This is a genomic window from Streptomyces endocoffeicus (genome assembly GCF_016741935.1).
GTDB lineage: Bacteria > Actinomycetota > Actinomycetes > Streptomycetales > Streptomycetaceae > Streptomyces > Streptomyces endocoffeicus.
Window position 1 is genome coordinate 159,314 of sequence record NZ_JAERRG010000009.1, and the last position, 16,240, is coordinate 175,553.

At 67.3% G+C, this 16,240-nt stretch carries 13 protein-coding genes; 10 read left to right on the top strand and 3 right to left on the bottom strand.

Going from position 1 to position 16,240, the window contains the following annotated elements; genetic code table 11:
* Nucleotides 1-542 precede the first annotated feature (542 nt).
* Entirely contained in the window at nt 543-1,862 is a 1,320-nt protein-coding gene (locus tag JK364_RS23055; RefSeq protein WP_307841364.1) for an NsdA family TPR-like regulatory protein, read from the bottom strand.
* Nucleotides 1,863-2,807: 945 nt separating this feature from the next.
* Here JK364_RS23055 and JK364_RS23060 point away from each other — a divergent pair.
* The 8 genes from JK364_RS23060 to JK364_RS23095 all read left to right on the top strand — a co-directional run bounded on the left by JK364_RS23060 (nt 2,808) and on the right by JK364_RS23095 (nt 12,925).
* Nucleotides 2,808-2,993, top strand: a complete 186-nt coding sequence (locus tag JK364_RS23060; protein WP_230992378.1) for a hypothetical protein — start codon at nt 2,808-2,810, stop codon at nt 2,991-2,993.
* A gap of 505 nt (nt 2,994-3,498) precedes the next feature.
* On the top strand, nt 3,499-6,114 hold the full coding sequence (locus tag JK364_RS57595; protein ID WP_201853055.1) for a methyltransferase domain-containing protein: 2,616 nt from the start codon (nt 3,499-3,501) through the stop codon (nt 6,112-6,114).
* Nucleotides 6,115-6,235: 121 nt separating this feature from the next.
* Nucleotides 6,236-6,952, top strand: a complete 717-nt coding sequence (locus tag JK364_RS23070; RefSeq protein ID WP_201853056.1) for a uracil-DNA glycosylase family protein — start codon at nt 6,236-6,238, stop codon at nt 6,950-6,952.
* Between the two features lie 97 nt (nt 6,953-7,049).
* A complete protein-coding gene (locus tag JK364_RS23075) occupies nt 7,050-7,829 on the top strand; it encodes a hypothetical protein (protein WP_201853057.1) in 780 nt (259 codons plus the stop codon).
* A 170-nt stretch (nt 7,830-7,999) separates the two neighbouring features.
* Nucleotides 8,000-9,784 (top strand): AMP-binding protein, encoded by a 1,785-nt coding sequence (locus tag JK364_RS23080; RefSeq protein WP_307841365.1) that lies wholly within the window; start codon nt 8,000-8,002, stop codon nt 9,782-9,784.
* Nucleotides 9,781-10,917, top strand: coding sequence for a beta-ketoacyl synthase N-terminal-like domain-containing protein (locus JK364_RS23085; RefSeq protein WP_201853058.1), 1,137 nt, complete (start codon nt 9,781-9,783; stop codon nt 10,915-10,917). Before JK364_RS23080 ends, JK364_RS23085 begins: the two co-directional genes overlap by 4 nt.
* Nucleotides 10,914-11,882, top strand: a complete 969-nt coding sequence (locus JK364_RS23090; RefSeq protein WP_201853059.1) for a beta-ketoacyl synthase N-terminal-like domain-containing protein — start codon at nt 10,914-10,916, stop codon at nt 11,880-11,882. Before JK364_RS23085 ends, JK364_RS23090 begins: the two co-directional genes overlap by 4 nt.
* Before the next feature lie 41 nt (nt 11,883-11,923).
* Nucleotides 11,924-12,925, top strand: a complete 1,002-nt coding sequence (locus JK364_RS23095) for a thioesterase domain-containing protein (protein ID WP_201853060.1) — start codon at nt 11,924-11,926, stop codon at nt 12,923-12,925.
* 76 nt (nt 12,926-13,001) lie between these two features.
* Here the strand turns inward: JK364_RS23095 and JK364_RS23100 are convergent, their stop codons facing one another.
* Complete coding sequence (locus JK364_RS23100; protein WP_201853061.1) at nt 13,002-13,385, bottom strand: hypothetical protein; 384 nt, start codon at nt 13,383-13,385, stop codon at nt 13,002-13,004.
* On the bottom strand, nt 13,325-13,852 hold the full coding sequence (locus JK364_RS23105) for a hypothetical protein (protein WP_201853062.1): 528 nt from the start codon (nt 13,850-13,852) through the stop codon (nt 13,325-13,327). The genes JK364_RS23100 and JK364_RS23105 overlap by 61 nt, the downstream gene beginning before the upstream one ends.
* Nucleotides 13,853-14,043: 191 nt before the next feature.
* Between JK364_RS23105 and JK364_RS23110 the strand changes: the two genes are divergently transcribed.
* Together JK364_RS23110 and JK364_RS23115 are read left to right on the top strand one after the other, a co-directional pair.
* The gene (locus JK364_RS23110) at nt 14,044-14,586 is read left to right on the top strand and encodes an NUDIX domain-containing protein (RefSeq protein ID WP_201853063.1); all 543 of its coding nucleotides are present in this window, start codon (nt 14,044-14,046) and stop codon (nt 14,584-14,586) included.
* Nucleotides 14,587-15,080: 494 nt separating this feature from the next.
* Entirely contained in the window at nt 15,081-16,181 is a 1,101-nt protein-coding gene (locus tag JK364_RS23115) for a phosphotransferase enzyme family protein (protein ID WP_230992379.1), read from the top strand.
* The last annotated feature ends 59 nt before the right edge of the window (nt 16,182-16,240 follow it).

A 16,240-nucleotide genomic window follows, 5' to 3' on the forward strand; every position in this document is an offset into this window, starting at 1 on the left:
CTGTTCCCGCCCCCTCACGCTCCCCCTGGCGCGCTGCGCCACGCACCGGTCAAGTACCACGGGTACGCCCCCTGCTGACACCCGCCGCCCCGGGGCCAGACTGCCGTCCCTGACTTCACAGCGCTTCGGAGGGAGATCCGGGATGGGCGTGATGCTGGGGCTGTCGTGGCGGCACTCCATGACGGCCTTTCAGGTACGGCCCTTGCAGCACGGCGGGGCGGTGCCCGAGAGCCCTTGGGAGCAACGCGGCTGGCTTGGCCTGAGCCCCGCATGGCTGCCCCCGCCCCGACCCTCGCGCATTGCCCGCTCCGACATCGCTGAAGCGGTAAGCTCCGCGCCTCATCGGCCGCGGTCCCGATGCCGAGCAAACGAACAGCCCGCGGGTGGGAACACCGCGGCCGTACCCGTAGCCGCCACGTTCACAACTCACGAAGGAAGATCATGGGCGCGCAGCGGAGCACTCCATGAGCTCGGTCTTCAGCGCACTGGAAGCCGGACGAAGGTATGGCAGCGGCATCATCCACATGCTTTGCCTGCCCGAGTTATGCGACGGCGTGCAGCAGTTCAGTCACGCCTTCCGCCGTCCGGTAAGGAGCGAAGGCGGGAGCCATATCGCGTACGAGCTGAACGCACCGTGGTGCTCCGATCCGTTCGGCCAGGTGGAGAGCTTCGAGGGCGTCGGCCGCTGCGGCCTCGGGTTCGCGACGGCTGAGGTGGCCCTGCGCCCGGTATGCGAGGAATATGCCGCGGGTCTTGTCGCGGCTGGCTGGCAGAAGGGCTTGGCCTTCGGCGATGAGGCTGTGTGCCTGAGTGGTGTCGCCGAGGTCGAGCAGGCAGCGGCCCGAGTCGACGGCGACATCAGCTGGCGAAACCCACGAGCACCAGACGGGGATGTCGCCGTTGCCCCCGGTGCCGAGCAGGCGTTCGGCCGTGTTCAGGGAGTGCAGGGTGGCGCGGCGCTCGCCGAGGGCGGCCTGGGCGCGCGCCAGTCGCAGGTGCAGAAGCGAGCTGGCTGCGGGGTGGGTGGTGCGGGTGAGGGCCTTGGTGAGGATCCCGGCGGCGGTGGTGGGGTCGTCGCGCCAGGAGGCCTGGTAGGCGAGGTCGCTGAGAAGGGCTGCGCCCATGTCCCGATCGTCACCGGCGTAGGCGTTGTGCAGTCCGGCGATCCAATACCGGCTGGCAGCACCGTGCAGGCCGTGATCGAAGCGGATCCACGCGACCGTCTGGGACAGGCTGGCGGCGAGGTTGTGCAGGCGCACCCCCAGGGGGCGGGAGTAGCGCTGTTCGTCGATCAGGTCGGTGACGCGGGCGAGGTGTGCGTCGTAGAGGGGTGCGATGTGCTGGCGCTGTTCGGTTGCCAGGGCGTTGAGTCGGGCGCTGGTCTCCTCCAGCAGGGCCACGACGTCCTCGCCCACCGAGACGCCGGGGCGGGGTCCGCCGGCGAGGGCCGAGGGTTCGGTTCCGGCCCAGCTGTCGGCCAGGACGACAAGTGCAGATCCGGGGATGACACTGAGGAGGGTTCGGCGGTCCATGGTGTGCAGGGCCTCTCGCAGAGCGGGCACGGTGTTGGCGTGGCCGAGCGGCACGACGCCCCTGTCGGCGTGAGGAAGCCATGCCGGCCAGGAGGCAGGGTCGACGTCACCGGCCGGGATACCCAGGACTTCCGCGATGTAGGTCTGGGAGACGCTGTCGGGCTTTACTCCGTTGACCTCCCACTTGCGTACCCGGGTCTTGTCCGCGCCGGAGCGCAGTCCGCGACGACGGGCAGCGACATGCAGGGCGTCGGCGAACTCGACCCGGTTGAATCCGCGGGCCATTCGGACCGCGGCCAGCGGGTGGGGTGTGCACTCGTCATCGTCCACGACGAAATCCAATCAGGCTGTGCCAGCCTGAGCGTATCGCCGACAGCGGCGGGACTCCCGCGGGACTCCCGCCAAACCCTTTGGCGGCACGCGCAGTTGGCCGACACTCGATCTGCCCAGCGACTCCTTGAGCGTTGTGGCGGTTCACTCCAACTCCCTCTGCACGGTGCAACTGTGCGCCCCCGACTGCGTCTGTCGGCGCCGAGCAGGTGCCTTGCGAAAGGACTTCCTCAGTGATCAAGCAACCCTTGATGGTGGACGAAGTCGTTGGCGCTGCCAGCGACCGGCGCTCGCTCTCCCATCCCTGGAGGGTGCCGAGGTCGATGCCCAGATGCTCGGCCAGGACGGTCTGCGGGAGGGGGATGCTGTCGCGCAGCATCCGAAGGACGAACCGCGAGACCACGCCGATCTCCGCCCGGCTTCGGCTCAAGGTCCCCATTGCGGTTCCTTCCGGTCGGCCCCGGCTGTGCCCCAGTGCCCGCCCCGCAGGCAAAACCTGTACCGGGAGTGAGTCTTCATCAGAACGCTGTTTTCCTGCGCTAGGTCGGTGAGCCGGTCCGCAGTGCCAGTTCGGGGCATCGACCGGGGGGCTCGGTCACTGCCGACTCCGCTGTACGTCCGACCGTCCGGGTGCCGCTGTCCAACCCCGTGTTCCTGCTTCCGGTCCGTCGTGCTCGCTCGAGCACCGACCGAACCGGTCGACTGTTCGAGAGGAGATCGACATGCAGTCTCCGTTGGATCGGGCGAGCTCCGCGCCGTCCGCATCCGCCGGGCTCGGCGGGCCGACCTGGCTGGTGACTCCCGGCACCGCGCCCGCGCGATTCGACACGGCCGTCGGAACTAGCGCCAAGGTAGTGCTGCTCGACCTGGAGGACTCGGTGCCGGCCGGGTCCAAGGCCTGCGTGATCGGCTCTGGTCGTCCACGACTTCTGGGCAGCCGACGCGATGCTCGCCTTCCTCGGCCGGCACCACCGCAGCATCCCCACCGTGATGTTCGAGCGCACCGGCCTACCGCCCCGCCCGCTGCTGCAGCACCGCCTCGCGAGCGTCGGCACGGCGACGGCCAGATCCTGGCATTCATGGATGCTGCGTGTTCTCGACCCCGCCCGCGCCGTCGAGCTGCGCGGCTGACCCGGGCACCTGGACGACGAGAGCGTGCTCGACCTCGCTGACCCGGACGGCACCGGCTCCAGCCGGCACACCTTAAGCATCGGCGCAGGCCGCTCCCGCCTCACCCCCGGCGGCGCACGGAGCGGCCGCAGCGCCGACGTCACGCTGCCCAGATCCACGCCCTGGCCCCGGGCGGCTCCCGTCACCTCGTCGTGGCCACCAGCCGCCTCCCGCTACCCGAACCTCGCCTCCCAAGGGGCCGCCTTCCTCCCCCTCGGTCCTTTCGATCACCGTGCTGCCCGCGACCACCCGGCCCGCTGCCTGGGGTCCGAGTGCCTCCACCAGGGCCCGACGCCGTCATCAGGCTCATCGGCCTCACCGCCCAGATGCCCGCAGCGCTCGCCCTGAGCATCACCCAGCTCCCCCGCAACCCCTCCCGCCCCTGTCCGCTGCCGTCCGCGCACTGGGCGCCAGCCGAAGCCGGACCGCTGCCACCAGCCCGGCCCTCAACCTCCCCGGAGCCATCGTGTGCGCCGCGCCCGACGCCGAATACGCCAACCTCACGCGCCCTGCCGCCCGCCTCTACCGCAAGGCCGCGCTGCTGCCCGTTGACACCATCGACGCCCATCTCGCCGTCGCCATCACCGAGCGCACCCCCGCCGAAGCCGGCGCCGACCTCGCCGCCGCACGCATGTTTCTCCAGGACGCCGACCACCCCGTCCGCGGAGCCGTCTACCGGTACCCGGGCCCCGCCGTGGCCCACGCCCGCGACCACGTCGCCCGACAGGAAACCGACGGAGCCGACACCGAAGCCCGGCTCCGGGCCGCCGACTGGCACCCCGCCACCACGACTGCTGCCGAGCGGCTCATCCCTCCCACCCACCGGCGCCTCGACCGGACCTACGTCTACACCCCCAAGCACGCCCTGGAGTTCGCCGATCGGCAGAGCGCCTTGGCCTGGCTCGACGCCCCGTCCACCAACCTCATGGCCGCCGTCCGCACGGCATACGAAGCCAGCCGGTACGGGACGGTGTGGCAACTCGTCCACGCCATGTGGCCCTGGTGGCGCGCCGCGAGAGTGTACGACCTCTGGGTCGAGGCGGCGCACCGCCTCGGGCTAGAAGTCGCGCACCTGTACAACAGCGCTCTGGCCGAACAGGAGATGCGCAACACCCTCGGCGTCGGCCTGCGCGGAACGCGTGCCTTCGACGAGGCGATCGGCTGCTTCAACGACGTCCTCACCGGAGCCCGTAGTCGGGGCGGCGCCCGGGGTGAGGCGCAGGCGCTCCACGAGTTCGGTGCGACCACCTACGAAGCCGGACGCCCCCAGGATGCCGTGGGGTACCTGGAGCAGGCCCGCACTGTGCGCGACGGTCGCGAGGACTGCCGCGGCGTCGCCCTCACCGACATTCTCCTCGGACAGGTCCACCAGAGCGGCGGCAACACCGCGGCGGCCATCAACGTCCTCACCTCCGCCCATGCCAACCTCGTCGAGGTGGACGACCCGCACGCTGCAGCCCGGGCCCTGGCCTGGCTCGGCCGAGCGCACTCCCTGGCCGGCCACCACGAGGAAGCAGAGCAGGTGGGGCGGCAGGCACACCGCGAGTTTGCCGAGCACGGCGCCCGGCAGTGGACCGCTCGCAGCCTGGAGATGCTTGGCCAGAGGGACGACCAACTGCCGGGCCTGGCGCAGCGCTACGACTTGCAGACGATGCGGCTGGCGCAGGCGATCGGGGATCGCGGCCGGCTGGCGCGAGGCTGCATCCATCAGGCCCGGTTGGCGGCGTTGCGGGGCGACGGCCGGGATGTGCTGACTCACGCCCGCAGCGCGGTGGTCGCGGCGACTGGCACGCCGGCGCTGGTGCGGACCTACGTCGCGGTGACGGAGGCCCACATGGGTCCGAGCAGTACCTACTGGATGAACTACGCCATTAGCGTTGCACAAAGGGCGTCGCAATCAGGCCGGCGGGTCGGCGTTGCACTCGTTTCTGAACACGACGAGTTGATTTGCTCCGCCTTCGAGGGAGAAGTACGCGGCGCATCCTGGTATCGCAGTCTGCGGAGCAAGAGCCAAAAACTCGGAACACCCAGCGCACACAGCGTATATCTGACGATCAACACCCTGTCAGCGGACTGCTCGTTTGAGCTCGGCGAGCTTTTGAAGGAAGTGCGCATCGACAGGGTCTATGTCGGTCTGCCAGACCCCGCGCTGACGAGTTACCTCGACGACGATCCCGTCACTGCACGAGGTCGCATACACCGCTTCCCCGACGATTTGCAGCGCGAGATCCTCGAGCAGAACCGAGACTTCTACGCAGCGAGCGAGCAAAATGTCGAGTGCAACCCCCACTACTCCACACATCGCATCAGTGAAGCCGTCGCCACCCAGCTAAAGTCGAGCGGGTTCGCGCTTTCCAGGAGTGATGTCAATGCGAACAGGGGGAGGATCGCGCTCGCTTCTCTGATCTGCCAGAGGTATGGGATCGAGTACAAGGAGGCTGAACGCGCCGTAAACGACGCACTGTCCGAAGCCTTTGACGCGAAGTACGGCACCTACGACTACGCGTACGACGCTCGTGCCGCCAACTTGAGGTGGACCGACGATTTCGAGTCGGTATACAGGAGGTCGTCCACAAGGTCTCTGTCTGCCGTCAACATCCTCAACGTCGGCGTCGGAGCCGGCTACGAAGCAGCAGCTTTGTTTTCAGATTGCCCGCAGATCACCTATGTCGACATCGCGGAACATGGCCTTGCGAATATAGGCGAACGTATTCCCTCGTCGAAAACGGTCATCTCCAGCGCCGAAGACCTGTCTGCCCTGCCGGAGAACAGTTACGATCTGTATGTCTCCTTAAGAACGTACAACTCGTCGTTCTTCGACACGTCCGCAGCGGCCTCAGAGGCGCACAGAGTACTGAAGCCCGGCGCGGTGATTATCGTCTCCGTAGCCAACGGATTTCTGTATACTCAGCGGGGCTACGTCGTCCCGGGATTGATCATCCCCGGAACTGATTTCGTCGACCTCTATCGCGGGATGGACACAGCCAATCTCATTGGCGAGGAGCTCGGCTGCGCCGGATTCAAAGATATCCGAATGTTCCCAACAAGTACCGAGATCTACCTGTCGGCAGTCACCGCCTAACGTTTCCACCGCCCCTCCAGCCGACCACGTTCGCGACGTCCGAACAGGTCATTGACAAGGTGAATCGCACCGGTGCGACAGGACTGTTCAGAGCGATCAGCGTGAAGGAAGGACTTCTAAAATGACCGGGCGAACGACTGTTGCCCATCGGATCCTGCAGTTCAACGAGGAACTTGCGGATACGATGCTTGACCTGCCTCCCGGCTTCACGGTCATCAATCCGTTCAGCGGCCCCCAGAAGGAGCGCGTCCGGGAGGTGACGACTGCGTTCTACAACAAGTACTACGACGACGATGAGCCGCGCCGTCTGGTACTGGGGAGCTCGCCCGCCCGACGCGGAACGGCCGTGACCGGAGTCCCGTTCGAAGATGCCAAGCTCCTCGAAAGCGACACGGGAGTCGATGTCGACGGCTATACGGTGAGCCGGCCTTCCGCCGGGTTTCTGCACGACGTCATCAGCCGCTACGGGGGCCGCAGCAAGTTCTATGCCGACTTCGTCATGAGCTTTGTGTGCCCCCTTGGCCTGGCGAGAACGAACCCCGAGGGAAGAGAGGTCAACTGCAACTACTACGAGAACAAGAAGCTGCTGGAACTCCTGCACTCTTTCCTCGTGGACACCCTGGAACGCCAGCTGGCATTCGGAACTGACACCTCGGTGTGCTACTGCATTGGCAGTGGCGAGAACTTCGCGTTCCTCTCGAAGGTGAACGAGGGCCAGCGCTTCTTCCGAAAGATCGTTCCCTTGGAGCACCCGCGTTTCATCACCCAATACAACCGGGACAGAGAGGAAGAATTTGCCGAAAAGTACCTCAGCGCCTTCCGCGGACAAGACGACTAGTCGTTGCGTTCTCCGGAACGCTTGCCAACCTCTCAGCTGATTAGACGAAGGCCGTAGGCTCCCAACGCGCTGGAACGAGAAGAAAGAGAGCAGCACAATGGCGGCAGAAGGCAGGGTGCTGGTCCACTTCGACTCGGAGCGCGTGAGCGTTTACCGCTCCCGGAGCGGCGAGTTGAAACTACTGAAAAGGGAGCGGCTCGCGTTCGAAGACAGCCGCTCCCACAAGGTGCTGGCAGAAAGAGTGGGCGCGTTCTGCGCCGGGGTCAAGGAGTTCAACGAGGTCGTTGACAACAAGACAACGCGCCTGCACGCCACGGGGGTCTTTCAGCAGCTCCCGCAGTGGGAAGCGGCCGCACTGGTCAACAGCGTCTACGTCGACACCGGCCTCTATTTCAACATAGTCGGGGCTGAGCTGGAGCAGTTCTACCTGAAAACGGGCATGTCCGCGTGCGGATCGAACGACATGATGGAAGGCCTGGCCCGGCGGGAGTTCCGGAATGCTGTTGTCTGCGGCAGCTTCCAGCAATCTCTGGGGTACATCGAGGACACCATCGCCCGTCTGCGCGAGAGTGGCACCGCAGTGCTGAGCCCTCGGTCCACACGGATCAAGCCGGAAACCGCCGGCACCGACTTCATCCTCTTCGACTACCAGGATCTCCTGAAGAACGAACGCGACACGTGGCGGCACAAGTACATGCACATGGACGCGTTCATGCAGGCCGACGCTGTTGTCGTATGCAACCCCGGCGGTCTCGTCGGAAAAGGAACAATCTTCGAACTCGGCTTCATGTCCGCGCTCTCCAAGAGAGTCATCTTCACGGAGGAGCCCGTGGGTGTTTCTGTCTTGTTCCCCTGCGAGGTCGGCCTGGAACCCTGAGCACTCCCGCTCAGGACTGCGGCACTCCACCCGTTCTTGAATCCCTGACCGGAACCAAGCGGCGTTCCGGCGAAAGGAACAGGGACGGGAGCAGGTCTACGGCTCACCCTCGCTCTCTTTCCAACCAATCTTACTTCTCGGCTACGAAGATACGGAAAGGACTTCCGACGGTGCGCGATGCAGAACCCATCGATAAAGTCCGCGACAGGCTGCGAGAGATCGTGGCGTCTGTCCTCGAAGTGGAAAAGGAAGACATCGAGTCCGGTGCCCTGTTCTATGAGGAACTCGGTATCAGCTCCTTGGAAAAGGTTGCGATCGCGGCCGCGATCGAGCGCGAGTTCGGAGCCCTGTCCACGGAGGAAGCGGCAGCCCTCACCAGCCTGGACACCGCGGTGTCCGTGCTCAGCGAGCGGGCGACAAGCCTCCGCGGGGTCAACCTGATCGACCACCTGGTGGCGGGTCATGTCTCCGCCGGCCGGGGTGAAAGGACCAGCTACCTCGATCCCCAGGCGGGGGAGATCACCTACGCCGCCCTACTGGAGGCAGCCCGTGGGTATGCGGGCGCACTCAGGGCAGCAGGCGTGCCTGAGGGCGCCCGCGGCCTCCTGGTCGCCGACGACTCCGTGGCGACCGTTGCCGCCGTCCTCGGTCTGTGGTGGCACGGCTGCGTGCCCGTGGTGATCAGCCCGATGCTCACGGACGACGAAGTCCGCTACATCGCCGAGAACTGCGCCGCCGCGATGGTGCACCTCGACGCAGCCCCCACGCGGCAACGCGCCCTGGAGGAGTTGTTCGAGACGACAACCCAGTTCGCCGGCGCTGACGTCCGCGCCGCTCTGGCCACGGCCGAGCCTGGCCCCGCATGCAGCCCGCAGGAGGCCGGGCCCCCGGCCATGTGGAGTGCGGGGCGTGAGGCGCTCGTGCAGTACACCTCCGGAAGCACCGGCATGCCCAAGGGAGTGCGGCACTCGGCGGGTGCGATCGCGGCCATGGCCGACGGCATCGGCACCGTTCTGGCGCTGACCCCCGAGGACACCGTGCTCTCCAGCGCCCGGATGTCCTTCGGCTACGGCTTCGGCAGTTCCGTCCTGTGCCCGCTGGCGGCCGGCTCCCGCGTTGCACTCATCAGTGGCACGGTCGACGTTCACTCACTCGCCGCCGCGATGCAGCGCCACCAACCCACCGTGCTGTTCTCCGTCCCACGGCTGTACGCCGCGCTCCTGAACGCCTCCGGGACGGCGCTCACCTCTGACTCCGTGCGGCTGTGCGTGGCGGCGGGCGAGAATCTGCCAGCCTCGCTCAGCGAGCGGATCCGCACCACCTTCCAGGCCGAGCTGCTCAACGGTCTCGGCGCTACCGAGGTGCTCTACATAGTCGTCGGCACGCCGCCGGGGAATGAGCGTCCGGGCACCTTCGGGGTCCCGGTGCCCGGGATCACCGCGACCGTCCGCGCTGCGGACGGCACGTCCGTCGCCGACGGGGAGGAGGGCCGGCTGCACATCGCCGGCCCGACCGTCGCCCTGGGCTACATCGGCCGGCCGGAGGCCGCCGCGGTCACCTTCGCCGACGGCGGTGCCTACACCGGCGACGTGGTTCGCCGTGCGCCGGACGGCACGTTCACCCATCTCTGCCGCGCCGATGACCTGCTCAACCTGGGCGGCTACAAGGTCGTGCCGGGTGAGATCGAGAGCGTCATCCGCAGCGCTGACGGGGTCCAGGACTGCGTGGTGGTCGGCGGCCGCGACGCCGACGGCCTGGAGCAGGCCGTGGCCTATCTGGTGGCCCGGCCAGGATCCGACACGGCCGTGGTGCGGCGCGCAGTGATCGCCGCGATCCGTGGCGGTCTCGCCGCCTACAGGCGGCCCGCCCGTCTGGACTTCCTCGACAAGCTCCCGACCACGTCGACCGGCAAGCTGGCCGCCTTCGAGCTCAGGAAGGCGGATGCCCAACCATGACCAGGGATATCACGGGCATGGCCGCCATTGCCAACATCGGTGCCAGCCCCCAGGAGATCTTCGCCGCGCTGTGCGCGGGCCAGGAGAGCCGCAAGCCCCTGAAGGCCTTTGACCCGGACAAGTACAGAGCGGCCTACGCCTACGAGATCGACGACCGGCCCGAGGGCGGCGGCGACATCCCGCGCCGCGCCACCCACTGGCTCACCACCGTCGTTCGCCAGGCAGTCGCCGACGCGGGCCTGGGCGAGGACCTGTCCCACGTACCCGTGCTGGTCGGGACCACCATGCGCGAGCAGCGCAGCCTCGAACTGTGGTGGCGTGACCACGCGGACGTCGCCCTCGAAGACCTGCACTTCGGCACCGCCCTGAAGGAGACCTTCGGGGCGTCCACCACGTACACCTTCGCCAACGCCTGCTCAGCCACGCTGAACGCGCTCGGCATGGCCACCGACATGATCGACCTCGGCACGGCCGACACGGTCGTCGTCGCCGGCACCGACGCCGCCACCGAGAGCGGCTTCGGCACCCTCGACCGGGTACAGAACGACACCCCCGACGCACTCCGCCCCTTCGACGCCACGCACAAGGGCATGCTGATGGGTGAGGGCGCGGCAGCCGTCGTCGTCCAGCGCGCCGGCACCGGGAACGGACCCCTGCACGCCCGGGTGCGCGGGGTGTCCATGAACTGCGACGCCCACCACGCCACCGCGCCCGACCCCGACGGCATCACCCGCGCGGTCCAGGACGCCTACCGCAGAGCAGGGGTGCGGGCGCAGGACATCGACCTGGTGATGCTGCACGGCAGCGGAACCCCCCGCAACGACCAGACGGAGTCGAGCGTCCTGCGCCACATCTTCCACGGCGCCGGACCCGGTCCGCGGATGACCGCCATCAAGGCGATGACCGGCCACACCTTGGGCGGCTCGGGACTACTCAGTCTCCTGATGGCGGTACTCGCCATGAAGGAAGGGACGGTACCCCCGGTCCTGGGACTCACCGATCCGATCCCCGAGGCCGCAGGACTGGACCTGGTGCAGGGCTCCCCCGCAGCCGGCGACCTGTCCATCGCTCAGGTCGACGCGTTCGGCTTCGGAGGGATCAACGCCGTCGCGATCGTGGAGGCAGCCCTATGAGCACGACGAGCACCGCGCACACGAGGAACCCGAACGCCCGGGAGGTCGTCGTCACGGGCATCGGACTGGCACTCCCCGGTGTCGCGACGTACGGCGACCTCCTCGGACCCCTGCCGGGAGTGGGCGGCTTCGACCTCGCCACCGGGCTCAGCGGACGCGAGATGCGCCACAAGGACCGCGCGTCCCGGCTCGCCCTGCGGGCCGCCGAGTCCGCCCTCCACGACGCGGGCCTGACCGACGCCCACGCCACGTTCACGGGCGCGGCTGACTCAACCGCCGTCGTGGTCAGCACCAACCTGGGCAACGCGGACAGCGTCTGCGAAGCCATCGACACCATCACCAGAGCAGGCGTCAGGGGACTCAGCCCCTTGGGCCTGCCACAGACATCAAGCAACGTCATCGCCGGCTGGGTGGCCATCCGCTACAGGCTGCGCGGCCCCAACCTCACCGTCTGCAACGGCGTCACGAGCGGTCTGGACGCCCTCGCCTGGGCCCGGAGCCTCATCGTGGCCAGGCGCGCCGAAGCAGCCGTCGTCGTCGGCGTCGAACCAGCCAACGACGTGGTGACGAAGATGCTCGGCGAGCAGTCCACCGACGCGGCGGTCGCGGTCGTCCTTGAACCGGCGGACGCAGCCGCCTCCCGCGGCGCACGGCCACGCGCCACGATCACCGGCTACGCACGGGCCCGGAACCTCGCTGCGGCGCTGGCCTCCGCCGGTGTGACGGAGGAGAAGTCCGTCGGACTGTGGCTCGTCGACGAGGCGGGTGCCGGGCCGGGCCATCTGCTCGTAGCCACTCGCCGGATCGACCTGGAAGCCCAGCTGGGCCCGCTGTCCGGGGCACTGGGCGTCCTGCAGTGCGCTGCCGCGGCTGCCCATCTGGAGAGCGACGCCACCGGGAACGTACTCGCCACGGCTGGAGGCCCTCGCCACGACGCAGCTTCCGCTCTGCTGCTGACCCCTTGATCGACCACTCGTCCATCCACGTAGGAGCCAGGGGAACACCAATGACCACTACGTCCGTGAACATCGAGGACCTCCGCACTCTGATAGCCGGCGTACTGGAGATCGAACCCGAGGAGGTCACCGACGAGGCGCACTTCACCGACAAACTCGAGATCGACTCGCTGCTGATGCTCGAGATCTCGACCCGCGTGGAGACTGAGTACGGCGTCCCGGAGAACACCGTGGTCATCAGCGGCGCCAGGACCCTCGCCGAGCTGCACGCCTTCGTCACCTCGAACCTCGTCGGCGAGACGTCTGCTGGCCCGGTCATCCGCCCGAGGCCGCTGAGCGACCCAGCTGTACGCCTGTTCCTGTTCCACCACGCCGGCGGCTCACACCTGCTCTACAGGGGCTGGGCGGAGCACTTCCCCCAGGACTGGGAACTCTGCCTCCTGGAGGCCCCCGGCCGAGGCCAGATGCAGGCACTGCCGCTGATCGACGACTGCGACCGGCTGGTCGACTACTTCCACACCGCTATCGCTCCCTTGCTCGACCGGCCCTTCGGGTTCTTCGGCCACAGCATGGGCTCACTCATCGCCTACCAGCTCACCCGCCGACTTCACCACGAGGGAGACCCGCTCCCGGACTGGCTGGGGGTGTCCGCCTACGGCGCCTCGCGAGGCGAGGCCGGCGCCGACGGCCGCCCTCACCTGATGTCCGACGACGACCTGCGCGGCTGGCTGCGGAACGTCGGCGGCAGCACGCCGCAGCTCCTCGACAACGACGCCGTCTGGCACAAGTTCGCCCCGGTGTTCCGTAACGACTTCAAACTCCTGGACACCTGGGCTCCTCCCCGCGCCCCCGAACCGCTGCCCGTTCCGCTCTCAGTATTCGGGGGCCGCCGCGACAAGCTGATCGGCGAGGACCGTCTGCTCTCCTGGCAGGCGTTCACCACGCACTTCCGCGGACTCGAAAGGTACGAGGGCGACCACTTCTACTTGATGAACCACCGGCGGCCTCTCGCTGCCGCCATAACGGCCGCGATGCGTTCCGCCGCTGCTTGAGCACGCTCTCACCACCACGCAACCCGCTAGATGATCTATTCCAAGGGGTGCCTGCGGAGGGTGTGAGGGTGGGCGCTCAGGCGTTGGGGTCGACTTCGGGGTGCGTGAACCGCACGGGCTTTCGCAGCGACCGGGCGTAGCGGATTTCGGCTTGGGTGCTGTCTCCGATGTAGTCGCCAACGAGCACCTCATCAGCGAGCCGGATCTTCGCCCGGTGCAGATCGTCGAGTCGAACCTTCAGCGCCTCGGCCTCGACAGGATCGGACCAAAGTTCGTGGGGCGGCTTCATGTCACAGCCCGGTTCGACGACCATCTTTCCGGCTGTGGTCTCCTGCAGATCGGCCTCGTTCTCGGTCATGAAGCGGGTGGAGCCGCAGATCACGACGATATCCGGGAGACTCAACAGCTTCTTCGCATCGGCGAGCTTCTCCTCGGGGGTGAGCAGTTGCGGGTATGACACTGCTTCTCCTCGTGGTGTGGGCCAAGGGGTGCCTGAGGAGACGAGAACGAGGGTGTCCAAGATCGACAGCACTCTATGCGACGACCGACGACATGCTGAAGGAGCCTCCCGACCTGGCGCTGTGGCGCCCGCCGGTCAGCTTCGCAGACCGTCTCGCTCGGGTTCCGCAGGCTGTTCAGCGGGCTGTAGTCGAGGCCGTCGGCGTCCTTTGAGAACTGGTTGTCGGTCCCCAGGGCCTTCAGTCCGTGGACGGTGGCCAGCATGTTCACCATGGGGCTCAGCGTGTAGCTGGCCTGAGCGATGCATTCGACCGTGCGGTGAACGGTGCCTCGGCGCTCCTTCGCAATGGTCTTCTCTGCCTCGGCGACCAGGGCCTTGTGCTCGGCCCCGAGTTGCTCGAAGACGGTCACGAGCTGTGTCACCGCGCGTTGCAGGCGGTCGTCGGTGGTCGCGGGGTGCTCCGTCATCGGCGTCCTCTCATGCGGCAGCGCGGCCTGTGTTCGCGGCGCCGCGTGCGATGGCGCGCCGGGTGGTCGCCTCCGCATTTAACGGCGGCTCCCCTATGACACGGGGGCGCTCAACTGTCGCTGCTGGACACGCCCGCCATGCAGGCCATCCATCGTCATCGAAGAACCCGAAGAGAAAGAAGCATCCATCCATGCCCAAGACCTGTGACCGGAAGTGCGCTGGCACCCTCATCCCGCACCCGGAGCACCCCGACTGGTTCCTGATGTTCGAACGCAACACCCCTCCGGTCGGCCTGGCCTTCCCTACCGGGCACATCGATACTCACGGCAGCCCCGTCGAAACGGCCCGCATCGAACCACAGGAGGAGGTCGGCGTAGATCCCACAGGGCTGCGCGAAGTCCTCTCGTTGTGGTTGCCGAACCGCTGTCGCCGCCAGCCTGGCCCGGCTCCGTATGGCCACCAGTGGACCGTGTTCCAGGCGGACGGCTTCACCGGCGACCCGAAGGAGTCGGACAGGGAAGCCAAGAACATGCGGTGGGTGAACCAGGAGATGTTCGCAACCCACACCAGGCGCACCACCCACCACGCGTACGGCGACGTCTCGGCCGAGGACTTCGCAGAGTGCCCCGGCCTGGAACCCGCCTGGTGCCGCCTCCTTCACGAGATGGGAATGCTGGCGCTCACCCAGCAGGAGCTGGAAGCAGTAGAAAGCCTGTACGTGCAGGCTCCCTGACGTGGAGAAGGGAAGGGAATCCGTGTGGGAGCAAGGTGAAGTGAGTACCCACGGTGGATCGACAACAACTTCCGCCGATTCCTCGGCATCGACCCGATCCAGATCCACGAGTACGTCACCGGCCACGGTGACCTGCACTGGGCCAACCTCACCGGACAACCCCTGGTGCTGCTCGGCTGGGAGAACTGGGGCCGACTCCCGGTCGGCTACGACATTGGACTCCTGGGGGTCTACTCCCTGACCGCGCCCGCGGCTGCCGCCCGCATCCACCACGAGTTCAGCCACATCCTCGACACGGCGGCCGGCCGAACTGGTCGCGCTCGGCCAGCTGCTGCAGGCCTGCAGCAGAGGTGTCCACCCCACGCTCACCCCGCACATCGAGCGCCGGGCCGAACACCTCACCGGCACCCCCGTGCCCGCGTCCTGATCGACCCGACCACCTGGCGCCCGCTCATCATCTGGCCGCTATCGTTGTGCGCTTCGACGAGGAGACCATGTCCACCGCATCTCACCAGCCCGCCCCCAAGCCTGTCGCCGCGCCTTCCACACCCGGCCGCACCGCGGAGGGGGAGCAGATCATGGCGGTCGCCGACACGCTCGTGCTCGCGTACGGGCTGCACCCGGCAAAAATATCGCGAATCCCGGAGGGCACCGCGACGGACAACTACGTCATCGTGAATCAAACGGGCCAGCGGCACTTCGCCAAGGTCTACCGTACTCGAGAACACTTGGTTCTGGAGCGGGCGTCGGTCGAACTGTCCGAGTACGCCGCCGACGGAGGTGTCGCGACCGCGCGGGCAACCCGCACGCGCGAGCACGAACTCATCGAGACCCACGGCCGCGTGCCAATGTCCCTATGGTCGTACGTGGCACACACCGAGACTGCCGAGGGCAACCTGACTGCTGCACGGTGGGCAGCGGTCGGCACAGCGATGGGCCGTCTCCACACCCGGCTCGCCGCTCACCCCGCCGCCGCACCCACCCTGGAACCTGGTGCCGCGGTGTGCGATGTGGTCACCGCACGGGACCGCTTCGAGCGCCTGATTCATGCGTACCTGAACAGGCCCAGACTTGGGGAATTCGAGACGTGGGCGTTGCAGGCGGCGCGTGAGCGACAAGCCATCTTGGGGGACGTCGAGCGCACCCTCGCTTCGCTTCCACAGCTGACCGTCCAGGTCTTGCACGGCGACATGGCCGGCCCCAACGTTTTGTTCGAGAACAACGAGGTAGCCGCGATCGTGGACTTCCGGCCGCCCACACCCGGGTACCTCGCCTGGGAGATCGCGCGTCTTGGCTGTGACCCCAAGAGCGTGCTGGACAACAGTGCGGAGAGCTGGCTCACCGGATACACCGATCTCGCCCTGGCCTACCGGGACGCCAACCCGACGGCGTCCGCGGATGACCTCTTGTCCTCGCTTCGTGTCGGCTGTGCAGCCATGCTCTGCTCAGCCTTTCCGTTGTCGGTACCGGTGGAACGACCGCACATCGTCGACGACGCACTTGAGGCCTACGGGCGGGTGCGGCACGAGGCAGCTCTGGTGCTGCTGGACCGGCTACCTATTTTGGAGGAGGCCCTGCGTGACACTCTTCGCTGAGTTCATGACCCCTATGGCCGGCGTAAATCACGCAAGCCGCAACCCCGGACAGCGGACTC